The following is an 18,594-nucleotide window of genomic DNA, read 5'->3' as shown; positions in this document are numbered from 1 at the left end:
TAACTGTATTTATACGGTTATTGGGCACTAATCACAGTGATCAGTTGGTGGTTTTCACCCGGCCGGAGCGTTTTACCGGCTTCTAGGCTTGGTGCGTGCAGTGTTGATTCAACACATAGCATGGTTAGGTAACCGTCGTCTTGCATGTCGCCCATACTTGCAGCGCCTTCTGCCCACGGGTTCCACAGTACTGCAGAGTTATGACCGTGGTTTTCAACTGTTAGCGTGCGATCCAGCTTCTTGTCAGCAACAAAGATTTGCGCTTCTGGTTGCGTGTAAACGCGGTCAATCGTGTCGGTCAGTACCAGTTCAGATCCACCTTGGCAGATCTTGCCACCTTGCAGGCTATCAATGTACTCAGCACCCATACCAGTGGTGGTTGTGTTGTGGATATCGCCAACGTTTAGGTAAGTGTGTAGTGCACCAGAGAAAGTCCATGGCTGAGAATCAGTGTTCTTCACGTCCAGCGTTACTTTTAGTTGTTCGCCGATCTCAACATTCAAGCGAGCATCAAACTGATGAGGCCATACTGCTAGCGTCTCTTCGCTTGGCTTCAGACCTAAGCTAACAATCACGCCAGCTTCGCTTTCACGGTGTTCAACCAATTGCCATTCACTTGAACGGGCAAAACCATGTGCTGGTGCTGCAATGCGACCAAACCAAGGCCAACATACTGGAATACCACCACGCAGAGCCGTTTTACCATCGAACTTAGCTTGTTGGCTCATCCAAATTAGGTCTTCTTGACCTTGCGGTTGGAATGACACCACATGGCCGCCAAACAGTGAAATCGCTGCGTTTGCTTTATCGTGGATAACGCGAACCAGTTTTACACCTTCGTGTTCAACGATAGTGACGTTGTCAGAAAGTACCGCCAGTGCAGGTAGAGTAGATAAATCCATTACATGATCCTTCTAAGGAAATTGAATTCAAATGCTGACTAGAGTGATGCTTGTGTTTTCATGAGTAACAAGCAGAGTCAGTATTAGAATTGAATTTTGCGTTTGGGCTATCTTGATGAGCTTAGACAGACGCGGTTTAAAAGATAGCAGGCATTAAAAAGGCGACACTAAGGTCGCCTTTTTCAAAGTCTGCTCAAAACAGCCTTCGCTAATGCTTATCTAAAGCGATTTCTAAAAAGAAATTACTTAGAGATGTGAGCGATTAGGTCTAGAACTTTGTTTGAGTAACCGATTTCGTTGTCGTACCAAGATACAACTTTAACGAATTTGTCAGTTAGAGCAACACCAGCTTTAGCATCGAATACTGAAGTTTGAACTTCACCGATGAAATCTTGTGATACTACTTGGTCTTCAGTGTAACCAAGAACGCCAGCCATTTCGCCTTCAGAAGCTTCTTTCATTGCAGCACAAATTTCTTCGTAAGATGCAGCTTCTTTTAGGTTAACTGTTAGGTCAACTACAGATACGTTAGCAGTTGGTACACGGAAAGCCATACCAGTTAGAAGGCCGTTTAGTTCTGGAAGAACAACGCCTACAGCTTTAGCAGCACCAGTTGAAGATGGGATGATGTTTTGAGAAGCACCACGGCCACCGCGCCAGTCTTTAGCAGAAGGGCCATCTACAGTTTTTTGAGTTGCTGTAGTAGCGTGAACTGTAGTCATAAGACCAGACTCAATGCCCCACTTATCGTTAAGTACTTTAGCGATAGGTGCAAGACAGTTAGTAGTACAAGAAGCGTTAGAAACGATGTCTTGACCAGCGTAAGATGCTTGGTTAACGCCCATTACGAACATTGGAGTTGCATCTTTAGAAGGACCAGTAAGAACTACTTTCTTAGCGCCAGCAGTGATGTGCTTACGTGCAGTCTCGTCAGTTAGGAAAAGACCAGTTGCTTCAGCAACTACGTCTACGTCGATAGCATCCCACTTAAGGTCTTCTGGGTTACGCTCAGCTGTAACACGTACAGTTTTACCGTTAACGATTAGGTTACCGCCTTCAACTTCAACAGTACCGTTGAAACGGCCGTGAGTTGAGTCGTACTTAAGCATGTATGCCATGTACTCTACGTCGATTAGATCGTTAATACCTACTACTTCGATGTCTGCACGCTCTTGAGCTGCGCGGAATACGAAACGGCCGATACGGCCAAAACCGTTAATACCTACTTTGATAGTCATTGTAGTTGCTCCACAACTTAATTTCTGATTAAAGATAACTGGTAGTAAAATTACAGAATCCAGTATACATCTGCAATAGATAATCCGACTTAACTTGTTTAATGTCAAAAAAAAGCGACGCTTTTCTTAACAATTGGGTGTAAGTGATTGAAAATTGACCATTGCAAGTGGCTCTGTACCCTTCCAGTTGGGTAAAATACCCCTAAATGATGATTCACTTATGAGTGTATATGTACAATGTTTCCTGGTGAGAAAGTATGTGCTACAAAACGACTCATATGCAAGCCTTTATAGAAAAAAGTAAATATAATAACTGAGAATGTGGAGAGATATTAACGTGATTCAAAAGGGAGGAAATATGATAAAGCCTGATGAATACTGGCGTGAGCGCCTAACGGACGACGAATTTTCAGTGTGTCGTGAGCGTGGTACTGAAGCCCCATATAGCGGCAAGTTACTGCACAACCATAAGACTGGCGTCTATAGCTGCACATGCTGTGAAAGCCCTTTGTTTCTGTCGGATAACAAATATGACTCTGGGTGTGGTTGGCCAAGCTTTGATGCCCCAGTGAATGATGAAGCAGTACGCTATATAGAAGATCTAAGTCACGGAATGAAGCGTGTAGAGATCCGTTGTACCGCCTGTGATAGCCATTTAGGTCACGTTTTTCCAGATGGCCCGAAGACCACAGGTGAACGGTTCTGTGTTAATTCAGTGTCGTTAATTTTCAACAAAAATGACGAAAGTACGAAATAACTTGTAACTATTGTCTAATCCTTACAGGTCGCATTTGTCGATTTAGGAATGCTGAAACGCCCAAGATTTCAGATTTAACTCTAGTACAAATAAAAACAGCTACCAAAAAGGTAGCTGTTTTTATTTGAAAGCAGGTGAATAAGAAGCTTAAGTAAGAACACTATAAATGAAGCGATCAGTAACTCGGGACGATTGAAGGGCTGTAAATTCCATCCTCAATCGCTTCGACGATGTTATCTGCGTCTTTATTTAGCTGCTTATAGGTTGCCTTGTCGAAATGGTACAACACCGTGAGCTCGGCTTCAGAAGCAATCGGCACGTCAAAGTCTTTGGCAACCATTGCCCAAACGTACGCTTTTTCCATATGTCCCAGGCTGTGGTTGATACTGGCCATCGACTTGAAGATTTCAGTGTTGGCTACCGAGCCATTAGAAAGCGTTAGCGCATTATTGAGTAGCTTAAGTGTCTTTATATGATTGCGGGTGGTATAGAAGGTTGCCAAGGCATATTGCATCTCAGCTGTGTTTAACGCTTCAGAGCCTTCTAGTTGTAGGAAACTGCGTCTGGCATTGGTGTCCCCAGTTTGCGACCACAAGAAGTAAAGCGTTTCCGGTGTATCAGATTTCGATAGCTCATCAACAATGCGCTCAGACTCTTCGATACTGTGCATTAAAGAGGTAAAGCGACGCTCTTGCAGCTTAGATTGATCGATCGTTTCGATCTGTGCCGCGAGCTCTAGGCACTTTTTGTAGGCAGTGACTAATTCGAATTCTTTAATTTTGTTGATTTCGGTGGGTTGCTTCTGAACTTCAAATCGATGCCAGATGAGGTCGGTACGTGCGACACGACATTGCCCATCGTTCATGTTCAATTGTTCACACTGAAGACCCGGATTGCTTTGGCACAGTTGATCGGTATTTTTGTTCCCTTCAAGACACCCAACCAGAGTGAAAGGCAATAGGCTAATCGCCAACCATTTCATAATTTTCATATTCCTTCACTTGTGATCAGATGCACTTATTATTGGTCAGGTTCTTGACTCAATTCTGTTACGGGTTATTTTCTGGTGAAAATTGTTAAAACTAAGGCTTTACCATGGATGCAGAACAACTTCTTAGCGCAATGACACCCGAGGTCTACGAACGTTTAACCTACGCAGTTGAAACGGGTAAATGGCCAGAAGGTACGGCGCTCTCAAAAGAACAGCGCGACTCGTGTATGCAAGCGGTTATGTTATACCAATCTAAACATAACTCTGAAGCTCAACATATGACAATTGCAGCTGGTGGTGAGATTAGCTTTAAATCTAAGTCTGAACTAAAGAAACAGTTTAAGTCAGATCAAGAAGACATTGTTAGGGTTAACCCGAATCATTAAGCTTAAATTACAACAAAGGGGTGGCAATGTGCCACCCCTTTTAGTTTAACTCTTTTATTTATAAGCAATAAAACGATTTAGTTCACGTTAAGCCGCCGTTACTTTCATAGAATAACTGGCTTTAACGTGAATCCTTGAACAGGTTATAAGCTCATCTCACCGCGCAATACTTGTTGCATCTGAGCCTTCACTTCTTCGTAGCCTAGGTTTTGGCTTAATAGATAATGCAACTTCGCCAGTGCCGCTTCTGGTGTCATATCGTAACCACTCACCACGCCCGCTTCTGCTAGTGCACAACCTGTCGCGTAACCACCCATGTTGACTTTACCAGCCAAACATTGAGTTAGGTTCACCACAATAACACCGCGCTCTGAGGCATCTTTCAGGTGCTGAAGCAGTTCTGGGTTTTGTGGTGCGTTACCCACACCGAAAGTAAGCAGAATCATCGCGTTAACAGGTTGTAATAGCGTGTTACGGATAACTTCGTGTGAGATGCCTGGGTACATTGTGATTACGCCGATAGGTTGCGGAGTAATGTTATGAACCTTGAAAGCACCTTTAGGTTGTTCGTTTACCTTTACGTTATTGCTAAGTTGGATATTGATACCCGCTTCTAGCAATGGATTCAGGTTTGGAGACGTAAACGCATTGAAGCCATCTGCGTGTGATTTTGTGCTGCGGTTACCACGCATCAACTTGTTGTTGAAGAACAGTGTCACTTCGTTGATAGGGTAGTTTGCGGCAATGTGTAGCGCATTCAGCAGGTTTGCTTGTCCGTCTGAACGAAGCTCTGCTAGTGGGATCTGAGAGCCCGTAACAATCACAGGTTTGCCGAGGTTTTCAAGCATGAAAGACAGTGCAGAGGCAGTGTAAGCCATAGTGTCTGTGCCATGCAGGATAACGAAACCATCGTACTTATCGTAGTTCGCGCGAATGTCATCAGCGATAGTCTGCCAATCAAGTGGCGTCATATCTGAAGAGTCCATTAATGGAGAGTATTCGTGAATGGTGTACTTAGGCATCTCTGGGCGATGGAATTCAGGCATGCCAGCTAGCTGCTTATCCATGAAACCTGCGACTGGAACATAGCCGTGGTCAATAGACTTCTGCATGCCAATTGTGCCGCCGGTGTACGCGATATAGATGTGTTTTCTTTCCATGGCGATTAATACTTAGTGTGATGTAGGGAACAAGGGGGCGATTATAGCGAATTATCATGCAATAAAAAGAGGCACCTCACACAGAGGTACCCCTTAGTCATTGAGTTATTGGCTCAACTTATTGAACTTGGCAATTTAAGCAGAAAGCGTATCGGCCTTGTGGGTCGTTAAAGCTGCCTAACAGCTGGCTATCTTGAGCTAACTGCTGAGTAACAGGTTGTAAACTGCTTGGTATCATCGATTGAATATCTAGGCCTATCGACATCTGAACTTGGTTCATAAATTCTTGAATAAATTGTTCAGTGGCCGAAAGTGGCTCTTCTACCCAGTAGATGTTGTAGCTTTCAAGCTCTGCAAGTGAAGCCGCAGCTGCAACCGCATCATCGAAATCACCAATCTCATCGACTAAGCCTTTCTGAATCGCATCTTGACCTGTCCAAACTCGACCTTGAGCAATCTTGTCGACAGCATCGACTTCCAGACCGCGATTTTCTCCAACTAGGCTGATGAATCGGCGGTATCCGTTTTCAATGCCCATTTGGAACGCGTCTTTCGCGCCATCGCTAAGTCCAGTTGTAATACCAAGACCTGAGAAAGGTGAGGTGCCAACGCCATCAGTGTAAACACCAATATCGTTCAACCCTTTTTCGAAGGTGGTGATAACACTGAAGATACCAATTGAACCCGTTAGTGTGGTTGGCTGAGCTAGGATCTTATCCGCACCCATCGAGATCCAGTAACCACCCGAAGCAGCAAGGCTCGACATCGACACAACAACCGGTTTACCCGCTTGCTTGATCGCTTCTATTTCATTACGGATAACTTCAGAAGCAAAGGCACTGCCACCTGGGCTATCGACACGAAGTACAACCGCTTTCACTTTATCGTCGTTACGTGCTTGGCGCAGTAGGGCTGCTGTGGTATCGCCGCCAACGGTGCCACGTGGTTGCTTGCCATCCATAATTGCGCCGCTCGCTACAATCACGGCAACGTCGTGTGATTCACTAGTCATGTTTGGAAGCATGGTTGTACGGTATTCGTAGTAACCAAACGCGTTGTAGCTGTCTTGGCCGTCACTGCCGAAAACATCGGCAAGCTCTAGTCGAACTTGCTGGCGTGTCGCTAGCTCATCCACTAAGCCAAGTTTCTCGGCCAGTTTTGCAATGTCACCGTCCACAGACTCAAGTTCTTTCAAGAAGGTGTCCATGCTTGGGTTCAGTGTCTTAGCGTCTATTTGACGGTTGTTGCTGACGTCATCAACGTACGCACCCCATAGTTGGCTTAACCAACGAGAAGCGGACTCTTTCGCTGCGTCTGACATGTCATCACGAATGAAAGGCTCAATAGCTGACTTATAAGTGCCCACACGGAACACGTGCGTGTTTACGTCTAGTTTCTCTAACAACGTTTTGTAGTAAAGCGAGTAAGCGCTATAGCCTTTAAGAAGAACCCCACCATCTGGTGATAGGAAGACCTTAGTTGCGTAGCTGGCTAGGTAGTATTGGCTTTGGTTGTAAAAGTCACCCACCGCATAAATCGGTTTGCCTGTTGCTTTGAACTCATTCAATGCTTTAGCAATGTAGCGTAGCTTGGTCAGGTTGGTTTCTGGCAGCTCTTTGAGAGCTAAAACGATACCAGTAACCTTGTCATCGTCTTTTGCGTAGCGAATCGTTTCAACGATATCAAACAGGATGTTCTCTTTTGGAAGGTCTTTGCCAAGTAGTGAACCTGTGACCGAATCCATCGGATTGATATAGCGGCTTTGTTCCACAATAGGGCCAGACAGATTAAGCACTAAAGCCGAATCCTGAGGAACCGTCGGTTGAGCCGTATCTGAATGGAAGTACACAAAGTAGATGATGGCGATACTGAGTAAAAAGACTAGGTTAACCAGCGCAAGACGTACAAACGTAATGAGCTTCCAAATCCCTTTAAAGAACATGCCTATAAATTTGAATATTTTTTTCATTCTGTCTCCGCAGTGAGATCACGTCGCTTTAACAAGCCGTAGTACCATTAATCTCAATAATATGAACTGCTTAGTATCCTACGATAATTCCCAAGCTCAAACTACACCAAGAATTGTTAATCGATATATATTCTCATTAAGTGTAGTCAAATTAAGGGCTTCTGAACGATTAATACGTGCAGCATTATGATCGGTGTTACAAAAATGTAAACGGTTGTTTGAACTTTTGGTAATTGAACTATACTGTGGTCAGACCACAAGGATAAAATAATAGAAGTGATGTCTGCCATGTACCCACATTTACTTGAACCACTCGATCTTGGATTTACCCAGTTACGTAACCGTGTATTGATGGGATCAATGCATACAGGTTTAGAAGAAAATAAAGAAGGTCTCCACAAACTCGCCGCGTTTTATGAAGAGCGAGCAAAAGGAGGCGTTGGCCTTATTGTTACCGGTGGTTTCTCTCCTAATTTACGTGGCAGATTAACCCCATTTAGTGCTGAATTCAGTAAAGTGAAGCATGCAAAAGCTCACCAAGTTGTTACCGAGGCCGTGCACAAGCATGGCGGTAAGATTGCCCTTCAGTTGCTGCATGCTGGCCGCTATGCCATGCACCCATTCGCGCAAAGTGCTTCGGGTATTAAAGCGCCAATCGCTAAGTTCGCACCGAGTGAGATGAGCCCTCGTCAGATCAAAAAGACCATCGGTGCCTTTGCCAATAGTGCAGAGCTAGCTCAGGTTGCTGGCTATGACGGTATTGAGATCATGGGCTCTGAAGGTTACTTGATTAACCAATTCATCTGTAAGCGTACCAACATGCGTTACGACGAATGGGGTGGTTCTTACGAGAAGCGTATGCGTTTCCCGCTAGAGATCGTTAAATCGATTCGCGAAGCTGTGGGTAAAGATTTCATTATTATTTTCCGATTGTCGATGCTTGATTTGGTTGAACAAGGCAGCACGTTTGAAGATGTTGTTCTTCTGGCTCAAAAGCTGGAAGAAGCCGGCGTTACCATTATCAATACCGGTATCGGTTGGCATGAAGCACGTGTTCCGACTATCGCGACGCAAGTACCACGAGGCGCATTCTCTTGGGTGACGGAAAAAGTGAAACCATACGTGTCGATCCCAGTGGTGACATGTAACCGAATTAATACGCCAGAAGAGGCCGAACGTATTCTTAGCTCTGGGCAGGCTGATATGGTGTCTATGGCGCGTCCATTCTTGGCAGACCCGGATTTTGTTAATAAAGCAGCTCAAGACCAAGCTCAGTTCATCAATACCTGTATCGGTTGTAACCAAGCTTGCCTTGATAACGTGTTTAAAGGTAAACGTGCGAGCTGTTTGGTGAACCCACGCGCTTGTTACGAGACTGAAATTGTTGTTCAGCCAGCGCAAGCGACTAAGACCATTGCGGTTGTCGGCGCAGGCCCAGCCGGTTTAGCCTGTGCAACGACTTTAGCTCAGCGTGGGCATAAGGTTGACTTGATTGAGAAAAATGACCGTATCGGCGGTCAGTTTAGATTGGCAATGCAGATTCCGGGTAAAGAAGAATTCAGAGAAACGATTCGCTACTTTGCTAACCAAATCGACGCATCAGGCGTGAACCTGAAACTGGATACTGAGGCAACGTTTGAGATGTTGTTGAAGTACGATGAAGTCGTGATGGCGGCTGGCGTAGAGCCAAGAAAGCTCGATATTGAGGGCATTGACCAAGAAAACGTGGTCGATTACCAAACCTTGATTCGTGAAAAGACACCAGTAGGCGAAAAGGTCGCGATTGTTGGTGCTGGTGGTATTGGTGTCGATGTGGCAACCATGCTGACAGAACCGACTTCACACAGCCTAGACGATTGGCTGCATGAGTGGGGCATCGATAAGAATATGGAACACCCAGGCGGACTTTACCCTTACCCTGATTCATTCAGCGATAAAACGGTGTGGGTGATGCAGCGTAAAGCGGGTCGTGTTGGTAAAGGTCCGGGCAAAACTACAGGCTGGATTCACAAACGCACACTAGAAAAACGCGGTGTTAATCTACTGGGTGGCGTGAGCTACAACAAGATTGATGACCAAGGTCTGCATATCAGCGTTGGTAAGAAAGAGCAGGTGCTGGATGCTGACTCGGTTATCGTATGTGCAGGTCAGGTGTCAGTTCGTCCATTCGAAGACATGTGGCAAGAGTTTGGTGGCAAACTGCATGTGATAGGCGGCGCCGATTACGCGGGTGAATTGGATGCAGTACGCGCAATTCGTCAAGGTGTTGAGCTAGCGATTAAGTTATAGAATCAGCTATCAAACTGTAATCTTATCAGTAGATATTGTTACTTAATTTGCTGAGTTAGATTTTGAACAAGGCTCCTAAGTCATAGATTTAGGAGCCTTTATTGTTTCTAATCTAGCCTAAATGGACAGCCGTTGAGATTTATTATCGTTTGTATTCTGTGCTAAAGTTCAAGTATACAAATAATAAAGAAATAGTAAGGACTTCAAATGGATGCTTTGGATCTATTGCTCAACAGACGCTCAATCGCAAAACTCTCTGATCCGGCACCTGAAGGTGTGGCGTTAGAAAACATCATCAAAGCAGGGCTGCGTGCTCCAGACCACGGTGCACTAACACCATGGCGCTTTGTTATCGCGCAAGGTTCAGGCCTACAAAAGCTTTCAGACATCTTGGTGCGCGCCGCTGAAGCGGATGACAGCGAAGAAGCGGTTATCGAGAAAGTAAAAAAAGCGCCGTTCCGAGCTCCGATGGTGATTACTGTGATTGCCAAAGTAACTGAGCACGAGAAAGTGCCTGCTATCGAACAACATCTGTCTGCGGGTTGTGCTGCACAGGCGATGCAAATGGCCGCAGTCGCACAAGGTTTCCAAGGCTTTTGGCGCTCAGGTAAATGGATGTTCCACCCAGAAGTACACCAAGCATTTGGCCTAGAAGGCGACGATGAAATTGTTGGCTTCCTATACTTAGGCACTCCAGGCTGTACACCAATGAAAGTGCCAGAGCGCGACTTCTCTAAGTTCGTTGAGTTTTTATAAAGAAAGCTGAAGCTTGAATAGTGGAATGCTAACTGTATAAACAACCAGTTTTTCTTGATTTATTAGGGCCACATTAGATAATGTGGCTCTAATTGTTTGTAGCACCTGGAAAAACATGTCTCGCCTTATTATTGCTGAAAAACCAAGCCTCGGCCGCGCGATCGCCGCTGCACTACCTAATCCACAAAAGAAAGACCAAGGGTTTATCAAATGTGGCAATGGGGATGTGGTGACTTGGTGTATTGGACACTTATTGGAGCAGGTTGAGCCGGATGCTTATGACGACCGTTATAAGAAGTGGAATTTAGCCGATCTTCCTATCGTGCCGGAGCAATGGCAGCTAAGACCGCGTAAGACTTCAAGCAAACAGCTCACGGTGATCCGAAAGCTATTGAAGGACGCCACTCAAATTGTTCACGCCGGAGACCCGGATAGAGAAGGGCAGTTGCTGGTTGATGAAGTGATTGATTACTGCAAAGTCTCTAAGGCTAAGAAAGAGTCGATGGACAGGCTACTGATCAGCGACTTGAACTTACCTGCCGTAAAACGTGCACTTTCTCAAATGCGCAGCAACCGTGACTTTATTCCGCTTTCTATTTCCGCATTAGCGCGCTCTAGAGCCGATTGGCTGTATGGCATGAACATGACTCGTGCTTATACCTTACTCGGTCAAAAGGCTGGCTACCAAGGTGTGTTGTCGGTCGGGCGAGTACAAACGCCTGTACTTGGTTTGGTGGTAAGGCGCGATGAAGAGATCGAAAACTTTATTCCGAAAGATTACTTCACTTTGCACGCTTTGATCCCTTATCAAAATCACGGCCAGAGCTTTGATATTCGTGCGCGTTGGAAGCCAAGCGAAGCATGTAAACCATGGCAAGATGAAGAAGGGCGCGTGCTCAATCGAAAGCTGGTTGAGAATGTGGCTAACCGAATTGCGAATCAACCCGCGACGGTGACGGAATCAGAGCAAAAGCAAAGTAAACAAGCTGCGCCACTGCCTTACTCGCTGTCAGCCTTGCAGATTGATGCGTCTAAGCGTTTTGGTATGAGTGCTCAACAGGTGTTAGATACGTGTCAGTCATTGTACGAGAAACATAAACTCATCACTTACCCACGTTCTGATAGCCGCTATCTACCTAAAGAGCACTACTCGCAGCGAGAATCGATCGTTGATGCTATCGCTAACAATGCGAAAGAGCTGCAAAGTGGCGCTCAAGGTGCGGACCTTTCTCTTAAATCAAAAGCATGGAACGACAGTAAGGTCGATGCTCACCACGCGATTATTCCTACTCCGAAGAAGTCATCGGTGAACGGCCTGTCTGCCAACGAGATGAAAATCTATCAGCAAATCGCTCGTCAGTATCTAATGCAGTTTTACCCACCTGCGGTTTTTGCTGATGCTAAGCTGGTCTTTGATATCGCTGGTGGCGTGTTCATCGCAAAAGGGCGTCAGCTTATCAACCCGGGTTGGAAGGTGTTGATGGGTAAAACGGATACCGAAGAAAAAGGGGATGGCACGGATACGGTTCCTCCATTGGATAAAGGTACGGTGTTGACGTGCCGTGAAGGCGTGATTGGTGATAAGAAAACTGAGCCACCAAAACACTTCACGGAAGCGACATTGCTTCAAGCGATGACAGGTATCGCGCGTTTTGTTGCGAACAAAGATCTCAAAGCCATTTTGAAAGAAACCGATGGCCTTGGCACAGAAGCAACCCGTGCGGGTATTCTAGATACTCTATTCAAAAGGCAGCTGCTAACGCGCCAAGGTAAGAGTATTCACAGTAGCCCTGCGGGCAGAGGCTTGATTCATGCCTTACCTGAGGATTCTACCTTCCCAGACATGACGGCACATTGGGAGCACCAGCTGCAAGGCATGGCAGAACGAAATCAAGCGTATCAGCCTTTCATGCAAGCGTTAGAAAGCAAGATTGATGGTTTAATGGGTAAAGTAAAAACGGGAGAAGTTCCTGAATCACTCCGCCACCTTCCTAAAGTCGAGAGACCTGCCTTCAAACGCCGTAAAGGCGGTGGGGCGAAGAAGTCTTACGCCAAGACAGGTACGTATGCTAAGAAAGGTACTTCCGCTAAAAAGAGCACTAAAAGCTAAGACTTATTGAGGTTAGGATTAGCGACCGACTTTACGGCCACAACGTTTAAACAGTTGCTGCCAATAGTCAACATGGCGACGAGTGGATGATCGAAAGGCTTGATGTGCATCTTGGATGGGAAAGTAATAAATGTGCAGTTCAGGTTGCGCGTCAAACATTCCTAGTTGCGGGGCTATGTGCTGATAGTAGCCATCCAGTTGCGCCATGTAAGGCTGAACCTTACCTATGTATTGTTGCTCGAACACATTGTTGAGATAGCGGAACTTAGTGGTGTCTCGTTGTTTACCACAGATGATCTTGTCATCAAAAGTTGTCAGCTGTTTGGTGATGGTATCAAGCTCAACTGACGCCCGAGCGAGCGAGTAGTATAAATCCCCAAGGGTCGAACTCTTCTCTAATACTTCTTGAACCTCAGTGGTTTTGCCGGAAACGAGCGATGTGTTTAACGCTTGATTGATGTGTTCTAACGCATCACTGGTTTGTCGTACCTGATCGCCTATATCAGCGCGTAACCACTGACTACCCCGCATTTGTGACTGCATAGCATCGCTGGCATAGATGAGATTCCATTGATGCAGTGGAAACTGTGCGAGTTTCTGTTGCTCAATTTCTCTTAGTAATTCTACGATCTCTGGGTCTAATTCATTACTGGATAAACATTTGCCCACGCCTTCAAGTAGCGCGACTTGATAATCGTAATTACGAAACTCATCCGCGACCTTGCCCAGAACCGAATTTCTTTCTGCAATCAGATTGAACAATCCACACTGACGAAGCTGGTAGCTGTCGATGAGGCCGATAGAGAGTGAGGGCACGTCAAGCAGCAGTTCTCGTTTTCTCGGTAGGCTTTCAAATTCCCATTCCTCTATTATCTCGTCAGCATCTTGTACTCTGGCTATCTTTGTTTGATAGTCGTCGAACAAGTCGCCGGGGCCATCACTGAAACAGCCAGCTAGCATCACTGTTAGACAAAACAGCGTTGAGTGCTTAACTAGGTTTGAGAGATGCCCTGCATTCATCTGTGGATTACCAGTCAATTTCGTTGCCATCGAAATTGAAGAAGTGACCACTCACTTCGGTATTCGCTGACTCGATGACTTCAATCAGGCCGGAAGCTGAAGTGTCGGTGTCGATCAGAGCATTAGGGCCACCCATTTCAGTCTGCACCCAACCTGGATGCAGTGCTAACACTGTAAAGCCATCATCGGTTAAGTCGTTGCTTAGGCTCTTCACCACGGAGTTTAGAGCGGCTTTAGAGGAGCGATAGATGTAACCGCCGCCTGAGGTGTTCTCTGACATACTGCCGACTCTAGAGGATAAACAAGCGACCTTTTTGATATCGCTGTCTTTGAGTAAAGGCAATAGCGTTTCGACAAGCTTTAGTGGAGCGATGGTGTTGACTTCGAATACACGACGCCACTCTTCAACATCGGTATTACCCAGCCCGTAGCCTTTAGGGCCATAGTAGCCAGCGTTGTTGATCAAGATATCAATCGACTTTATTTGCGAAGGGAGTTGGCTTACTGCTTGGTAATCGGTTATCTCTAATTGAATACAGGTAAGGTTGGTGTTGTGGTCTGCGAGTGAGAGCAGTTCTTTTGCTGAATTGTCATCACGATAAGTCGCGTACACCTTGTGATTACTTTCCAAGTATTGTCGAGTCAGGCTTAAGCCAATGCCGCGGTTCGCTCCAGTAATAAAAATAACGCTCATGGTGATTCCTTTTCAGTTCAATTAGTTAAGTTTGATGGCTTAACACGAGAAAATCAACGCTCCACCAACTGGCCATTAGCATTCCTACAAAAATCATTACTGCTGCCGCTGAGCCGCAGATCACCCCAAAGATGAGTATTACGTTTTTCATTATGGTCTCTACTTTATAATTAATAACAATGATGACCATTATCATTAATTAAGGTTGTCGCCAAGTTTGAGGCTGTTATGATTTTGAGAAAGATACGCAATTAGCCTGATTATGATTCCTTTAATTTACCACCCAATCTATTCACAGTTACCTTTACCAGAAGGTCATCGCTACCCAATCAACAAATATCAGTTGTTGCATAGTGCTGTTGAGGCGCTGATGAATAGCGAACCTCGATGGAAGTGCAAGTTTGAAGTGTGCCAACCAACGCCGGTTTCGGTTGAGCAAGTAAAACAGGTACATGATAGCGAATATGTTGATTTGCTCGTGTCTGGTAAGTTACCTGCAGCAAAGATGAGACGTATCGGTTTCCCGTGGAGCGAGCAACTTATCGAAAGAACACTCTACTCAAGTGGTGGAACCTGCTTGGCCGCTGAAATGGCAATAGAGACTGGTTTAGCGATTCATTTGAGTGGTGGTTATCATCATGCGCATCATGATTTTGGCAGTGGCTTTTGTTTGTTGAACGATTTGGTTTTAGCGGCAAAACACGCGCTGACCTTTGAACATATCGATAAAGTGCTGATCGTTGATAGCGACGTTCATCATGGTGATGGCACAGCAACTCTTTGCCAAGACAACGACGACATTATTACTCTGTCGTTCCACTGCGATAAAAACTTCCCTGCACGAAAGCCGCTATCCGATTTAGATGTGCCATTAAGTCGTGAAACAGAAGATGAAGAGTTCCTACGTTGTTTTGAACAAGTCACTAAGTTAGCGATTGCTCACCATCAACCTGATCTGATTATTTATGATGCGGGGATAGATATTCATCAAGACGATGAACTGGGTTATTTGAATGTCTCGACACAAGGGATATTTGAGCGCGACTGTTTCATGATTGAATTAGCGAAATCAGAGTCTATTCCGATGGCTTGCGTAGTCGGTGGCGGGTACCGCACTAAACACCAAGATCTGGTGCCGATTCACATGCAGCTGTTAAAAGCGGCCTATCATGTTCACGGTTAACCTCTCAAATTAGCGGCTGATAGTTCATTGAAATGATGGTGTGAAATAAGCGCCTTTTGCACCATAAAAGACACGCTTGCACCATTGTGACTCATATAAAGTACTTTTTTATTAATTAGTTACGTATTTGTGTGGTTAATTGTGGTCTGTAAATTGCTTGACCCATGTGTCTATAAAAACACAAGGGATAAAAATGAACCTGACGGACAAGGAACGTAGTTGGCTTAATTGGTTTGGCGCAACAGGAAAACTGGCTATGCGCAGAGCTTGTTTCCTCAATCGAAGTAGGACGGAGGAGCTTGAACAAGCTTTTGAAAGTATTGCTCACACGCGAGTTCAACTTCTGCATAACTGGGTCAAGAATCAATGGGACTTTTTAGAAGACTCTGCTGTTTATTTGGCAAGTCGAACGGAAGAGCAAGCACAGGGGACGTTATCTAGCCTTCTTAAACGCAGTACGGATTTTTCTGAGTTGGCGATCGTCGATGCTAAGGGGATAGCACAAGCATCGAGTTATCATGAGCATGTAGGGGTTAACCTTGGAGACAAGAAGGCTTTAGTTGAAGGGGCTTCAAAGCGTTATCTGCATGGGCCGTATATGGATCAGCGCACGTTGAACGTAGGGGCTTCGAGTTCATCGTTTCATGACCAAGTAACGCTGATGTTTTATGTCCCCTTTTCTCGGGATGAAGGGGCGCCGCAATTCCTATGTGGTCGTGTTCCAAATGATGTTATTGGTGACATTATTCAAAGAGAAGCGGGGCATATTTATAGCGAGTCGGGTGATAACTATATCTTTATGGTCGACTCCATTCATGATCCTCATACTCAGCCGGGTGTTGCGCTCTCTCGTTCTCGCTTTGAAGATAATACCTTTTCACACGGCGAGAACTTAAAGCAAGGGATTCATACTGATTGGGGAACGGTTAAGATCCAGCACCACACCGAATTTGAGATTCGCTTTACAGACCCAGCCACTAATCAGCTTCACCCAGGCGTAAGAGAAACCATTAAAAATGGCAATAACTTGTTTATTGGTTATCCGGGGTATTCTGACTATCGCCACATACCCGTTATTGGCAAAGGTATCACTTTTCAATTGGATGGTTCACCAGATACCTTTGGCATGATGTGTGAGTCCGATTTAGAAGAGGTCTACAGAGACCGAAGTCTAAGTTATACCTTATCTAAGCACTTTATCAGCTGCATGCTACTGCCTCTATTTGTTCCATTACTGTTTGCCAACCTTTATACACTCACACCTTTTATGCAGAGTGGCATTATGTTCGCTTGCGCGTTGCTTTCATTGGGCTTATTCCGTTTAGTTAGCGCCAAACCACTAGCGAAGAAGATTCATGAAATGACCGGGGTAATGCAGACCTTAGCCGAAGGTGATGGCAACTTAAGTCGGAGACTTGATCCCACCACATTCAGTCATAATGAACTTGGCAACTTAGGGCGCTGGACTAACAGTTTTATCGACAATTTAGATAACACGGTGAGTGAGTTGATCCATGCGAGTCACGAAGTTAGAGAGGTTTCGGAATCGATGTTTCGTCGCAGTGTCGTGATGAAGCAAACCAGTGATGATGCATCACAAGCGTTAAGCAATATGCTTCATTTGAGTCAGTATCAACAGAGCGAAATTACTCATGCGAGTGTCTCAGCAACGCAAATGGACACGGTGATGAAACAAGCCGTCCTGAGCGCAGAGAAGGAGTACAATCAGTCCGTCGAAGGCATGGAGATTGTTCGCAATATCGTAGAAAGCTCGGCGCATAGCGTGAATGAGGTGAATAATGAAATGACTAAGGTGTCTGACATTATAGATATCATTACTGACATTACCGCGCAGACTAACCTTTTGGCCTTGAATGCGGCCATTGAGTCGGCAAGAGCAGGTGAACACGGGAGAGGGTTCTCTGTCGTCGCTTCTGAAGTAAGAACTCTGGCTGACCGAACTTCACAAGCTGCTAACCATATTAGTGACCTAATGAAAGAGCTGCATAGTAAGTCTCGCAGTGCTGTTGAGTCCATGGAGCGAGGTGTCGAGAATGTGAGTAAAGGAAACTTAACAGTCGACTCAAATGCTCGCAGTGAGCAAATTCAATCAGCGGTGAGTGACCTCTTTACCACGATGTCTAACTTAGATGAAAACAGTCAGAAAAATGGACAAACGGCAGATAAAGCCCAACGTTCAATATCTGACTTACAACTGTCTACTAAGCAACTCGCACGTCGAGTGTCCTTGATGGGCAATGCATTGAGCCGTTTAGACCAATTGATTGGGCGTTTTGAAGTGAGCCGAAAGGTGGCGTAGTGGAAAATACGTAAGTTCTTTACGCAAACGCCAGATACAAAAAAGCCGCTGATTTCTCAGCGGCTTTCTTTAAAGTGGTGGAGGGATAGGGATTTGAACCCTAGAACCGCTATTAACGGTTGCCGGTTTTCAAGACCGGTGCTTTCGACCACTCAGCCATCCCTCCAATGGCGCGTATAATATAAGGGTGGCTTTCGCTTGTAAATACCCTTATTAACTGACTGCTTTTTTTATGAACGCTTTTTGGTATTTTTGTTCTGAATGATTATTTATTGTTCGGTTTATTAAGAAGCCGACAAAATCTAATATTCAATAAGCCAAGTATTCCCAACTTTTGTTATACGTGAAGTGTTTCTGTGCTATTAAAAAAGAAAGTATCTAATTGGCTTGCAGGTAAAGCTATGAGGGGAGTGGCTTAGGCGCATGAACTTTTAGTTTAGAACGGTGAGATCGGAATTTAAAACTAGGTATAAAGTGAATGGGTTTGAAACTGGGACTGTAGAGAGTTTTGTTAGATGAGCTTTATATTTTAAAAAGCTTCAGATGCAAAAAAGCCGCTGATTTCTCAGCGGCTTTCTTTAAAGTGGTGGAGGGATAGGGATTTGAACCCTAGAACCGCTATTAACGGTTGCCGGTTTTCAAGACCGGTGCTTTCGACCACTCAGCCATCCCTCCAGTGGCGTGAATAATATAAGGGGTGGAGGATCTTGTAAACCCTTAATTTTCATAATTTTGTTTTGTTGCTTGTTTTCTAATCATTCACGGCAATAAAAAAGGGAAGCCATTGGCTTCCCTTTGCTGTTGTGCGCCGAGCATGGC

The 18,594-nt window shown here is 45.2% G+C and carries 14 protein-coding genes and 2 tRNA genes; 7 read left to right on the top strand and 9 right to left on the bottom strand.

The annotated features are described in order from the left end of the window. Positions 1 to 17 precede the first annotated feature (17 nt). Complete coding sequence (locus tag AB4351_RS17570; RefSeq protein WP_017070751.1) at positions 18 to 902, bottom strand: D-hexose-6-phosphate mutarotase; 885 nt, start codon at positions 900 to 902, stop codon at positions 18 to 20. Between the two features lie 242 nt (positions 903 to 1,144). Then, positions 1,145 to 2,140, bottom strand: coding sequence for a type I glyceraldehyde-3-phosphate dehydrogenase (gene gap / locus AB4351_RS17565; protein WP_017059382.1), 996 nt, complete (start codon positions 2,138 to 2,140; stop codon positions 1,145 to 1,147). Between the two features lie 319 nt (positions 2,141 to 2,459). Between gap and msrB the strand changes: the two genes are divergently transcribed. Further along, positions 2,460 to 2,897 (top strand): peptide-methionine (R)-S-oxide reductase MsrB, encoded by a 438-nt coding sequence (gene msrB / locus AB4351_RS17560; protein WP_080582205.1) that lies wholly within the window; start codon positions 2,460 to 2,462, stop codon positions 2,895 to 2,897. 175 nt (positions 2,898 to 3,072) lie between these two features. Here the strand turns inward: msrB and AB4351_RS17555 are convergent, their stop codons facing one another. Next, positions 3,073 to 3,879 carry a DUF2989 domain-containing protein gene (locus AB4351_RS17555; protein WP_372122722.1) on the bottom strand — a complete coding sequence of 269 codons (807 nt, stop codon included), beginning with the start codon at positions 3,877 to 3,879 and terminating at the stop codon, positions 3,073 to 3,075. A gap of 113 nt (positions 3,880 to 3,992) precedes the next feature. On the opposite strand from AB4351_RS17555, the gene AB4351_RS17550 reads away from it, so the two are divergent. Then, the gene (locus AB4351_RS17550) at positions 3,993 to 4,274 is read left to right on the top strand and encodes a YeaC family protein (protein WP_010437067.1); all 282 of its coding nucleotides are present in this window, start codon (positions 3,993 to 3,995) and stop codon (positions 4,272 to 4,274) included. A gap of 143 nt (positions 4,275 to 4,417) precedes the next feature. On the opposite strand, the gene ansA is transcribed toward AB4351_RS17550, so the two are convergent. Next, positions 4,418 to 5,434, bottom strand: a complete 1,017-nt coding sequence (gene ansA / locus AB4351_RS17545) for an asparaginase (RefSeq protein ID WP_017063439.1) — start codon at positions 5,432 to 5,434, stop codon at positions 4,418 to 4,420. Positions 5,435 to 5,552: 118 nt separating this feature from the next. Next, positions 5,553 to 7,403 carry a signal peptide peptidase SppA gene (sppA, locus tag AB4351_RS17540; protein WP_029235699.1) on the bottom strand — a complete coding sequence of 617 codons (1,851 nt, stop codon included), beginning with the start codon at positions 7,401 to 7,403 and terminating at the stop codon, positions 5,553 to 5,555. Between the two features lie 279 nt (positions 7,404 to 7,682). Here sppA and AB4351_RS17535 point away from each other — a divergent pair, with 279 nt between their 5' ends. The 3 genes from AB4351_RS17535 (at position 7,683) to AB4351_RS17525 (ending at position 12,558) form a co-directional block, all read left to right on the top strand. Continuing rightward, on the top strand, positions 7,683 to 9,692 hold the full coding sequence (locus AB4351_RS17535) for an FAD-dependent oxidoreductase (RefSeq protein ID WP_372050835.1): 2,010 nt from the start codon (positions 7,683 to 7,685) through the stop codon (positions 9,690 to 9,692). 207 nt (positions 9,693 to 9,899) lie between these two features. Continuing rightward, positions 9,900 to 10,448, top strand: coding sequence for an NAD(P)H nitroreductase (locus tag AB4351_RS17530; RefSeq protein WP_017059376.1), 549 nt, complete (start codon positions 9,900 to 9,902; stop codon positions 10,446 to 10,448). Positions 10,449 to 10,563: 115 nt separating this feature from the next. Then, complete coding sequence (locus AB4351_RS17525) at positions 10,564 to 12,558, top strand: DNA topoisomerase III (RefSeq protein WP_017063444.1); 1,995 nt, start codon at positions 10,564 to 10,566, stop codon at positions 12,556 to 12,558. A gap of 18 nt (positions 12,559 to 12,576) precedes the next feature. Here the strand turns inward: AB4351_RS17525 and AB4351_RS17520 are convergent, their stop codons facing one another. Further along, positions 12,577 to 13,608, bottom strand: coding sequence for a DUF3080 domain-containing protein (locus AB4351_RS17520; RefSeq protein ID WP_372126734.1), 1,032 nt, complete (start codon positions 13,606 to 13,608; stop codon positions 12,577 to 12,579). Continuing rightward, positions 13,586 to 14,272, bottom strand: a complete 687-nt coding sequence (locus AB4351_RS17515) for an SDR family oxidoreductase (RefSeq protein ID WP_372126732.1) — start codon at positions 14,270 to 14,272, stop codon at positions 13,586 to 13,588. The genes AB4351_RS17520 and AB4351_RS17515 overlap by 23 nt, the downstream gene beginning before the upstream one ends. Before the next feature lie 262 nt (positions 14,273 to 14,534). On the opposite strand from AB4351_RS17515, the gene AB4351_RS17510 reads away from it, so the two are divergent. Beyond that, entirely contained in the window at positions 14,535 to 15,455 is a 921-nt protein-coding gene (locus AB4351_RS17510; protein ID WP_136973525.1) for a histone deacetylase, read from the top strand. Positions 15,456 to 15,648: 193 nt separating this feature from the next. Beyond that, the gene (locus AB4351_RS17505) at positions 15,649 to 17,775 is read left to right on the top strand and encodes a methyl-accepting chemotaxis protein (protein WP_372126731.1); all 2,127 of its coding nucleotides are present in this window, start codon (positions 15,649 to 15,651) and stop codon (positions 17,773 to 17,775) included. A 75-nt stretch (positions 17,776 to 17,850) separates the two neighbouring features. Here AB4351_RS17505 and AB4351_RS17500 read toward each other — a convergent pair. Together AB4351_RS17500 and AB4351_RS17495 are read right to left on the bottom strand one after the other, a co-directional pair. Continuing rightward, positions 17,851 to 17,941: transfer RNA gene (locus tag AB4351_RS17500), tRNA-Ser, on the bottom strand. A 418-nt stretch (positions 17,942 to 18,359) separates the two neighbouring features. After that, positions 18,360 to 18,450 (bottom strand) — tRNA-Ser (locus AB4351_RS17495). Positions 18,451 to 18,594: the final 144 nt, after the last annotated feature.

The sequence above is a fragment of the Vibrio sp. 10N.261.51.F11 genome (assembly GCF_041471665.1).
Lineage (GTDB): Bacteria > Pseudomonadota > Gammaproteobacteria > Enterobacterales > Vibrionaceae > Vibrio > Vibrio crassostreae_C.
The sequence above is the reverse complement of the archived record's forward strand: the minus strand, read 5'-3'. Positions and strand labels throughout refer to the sequence as shown.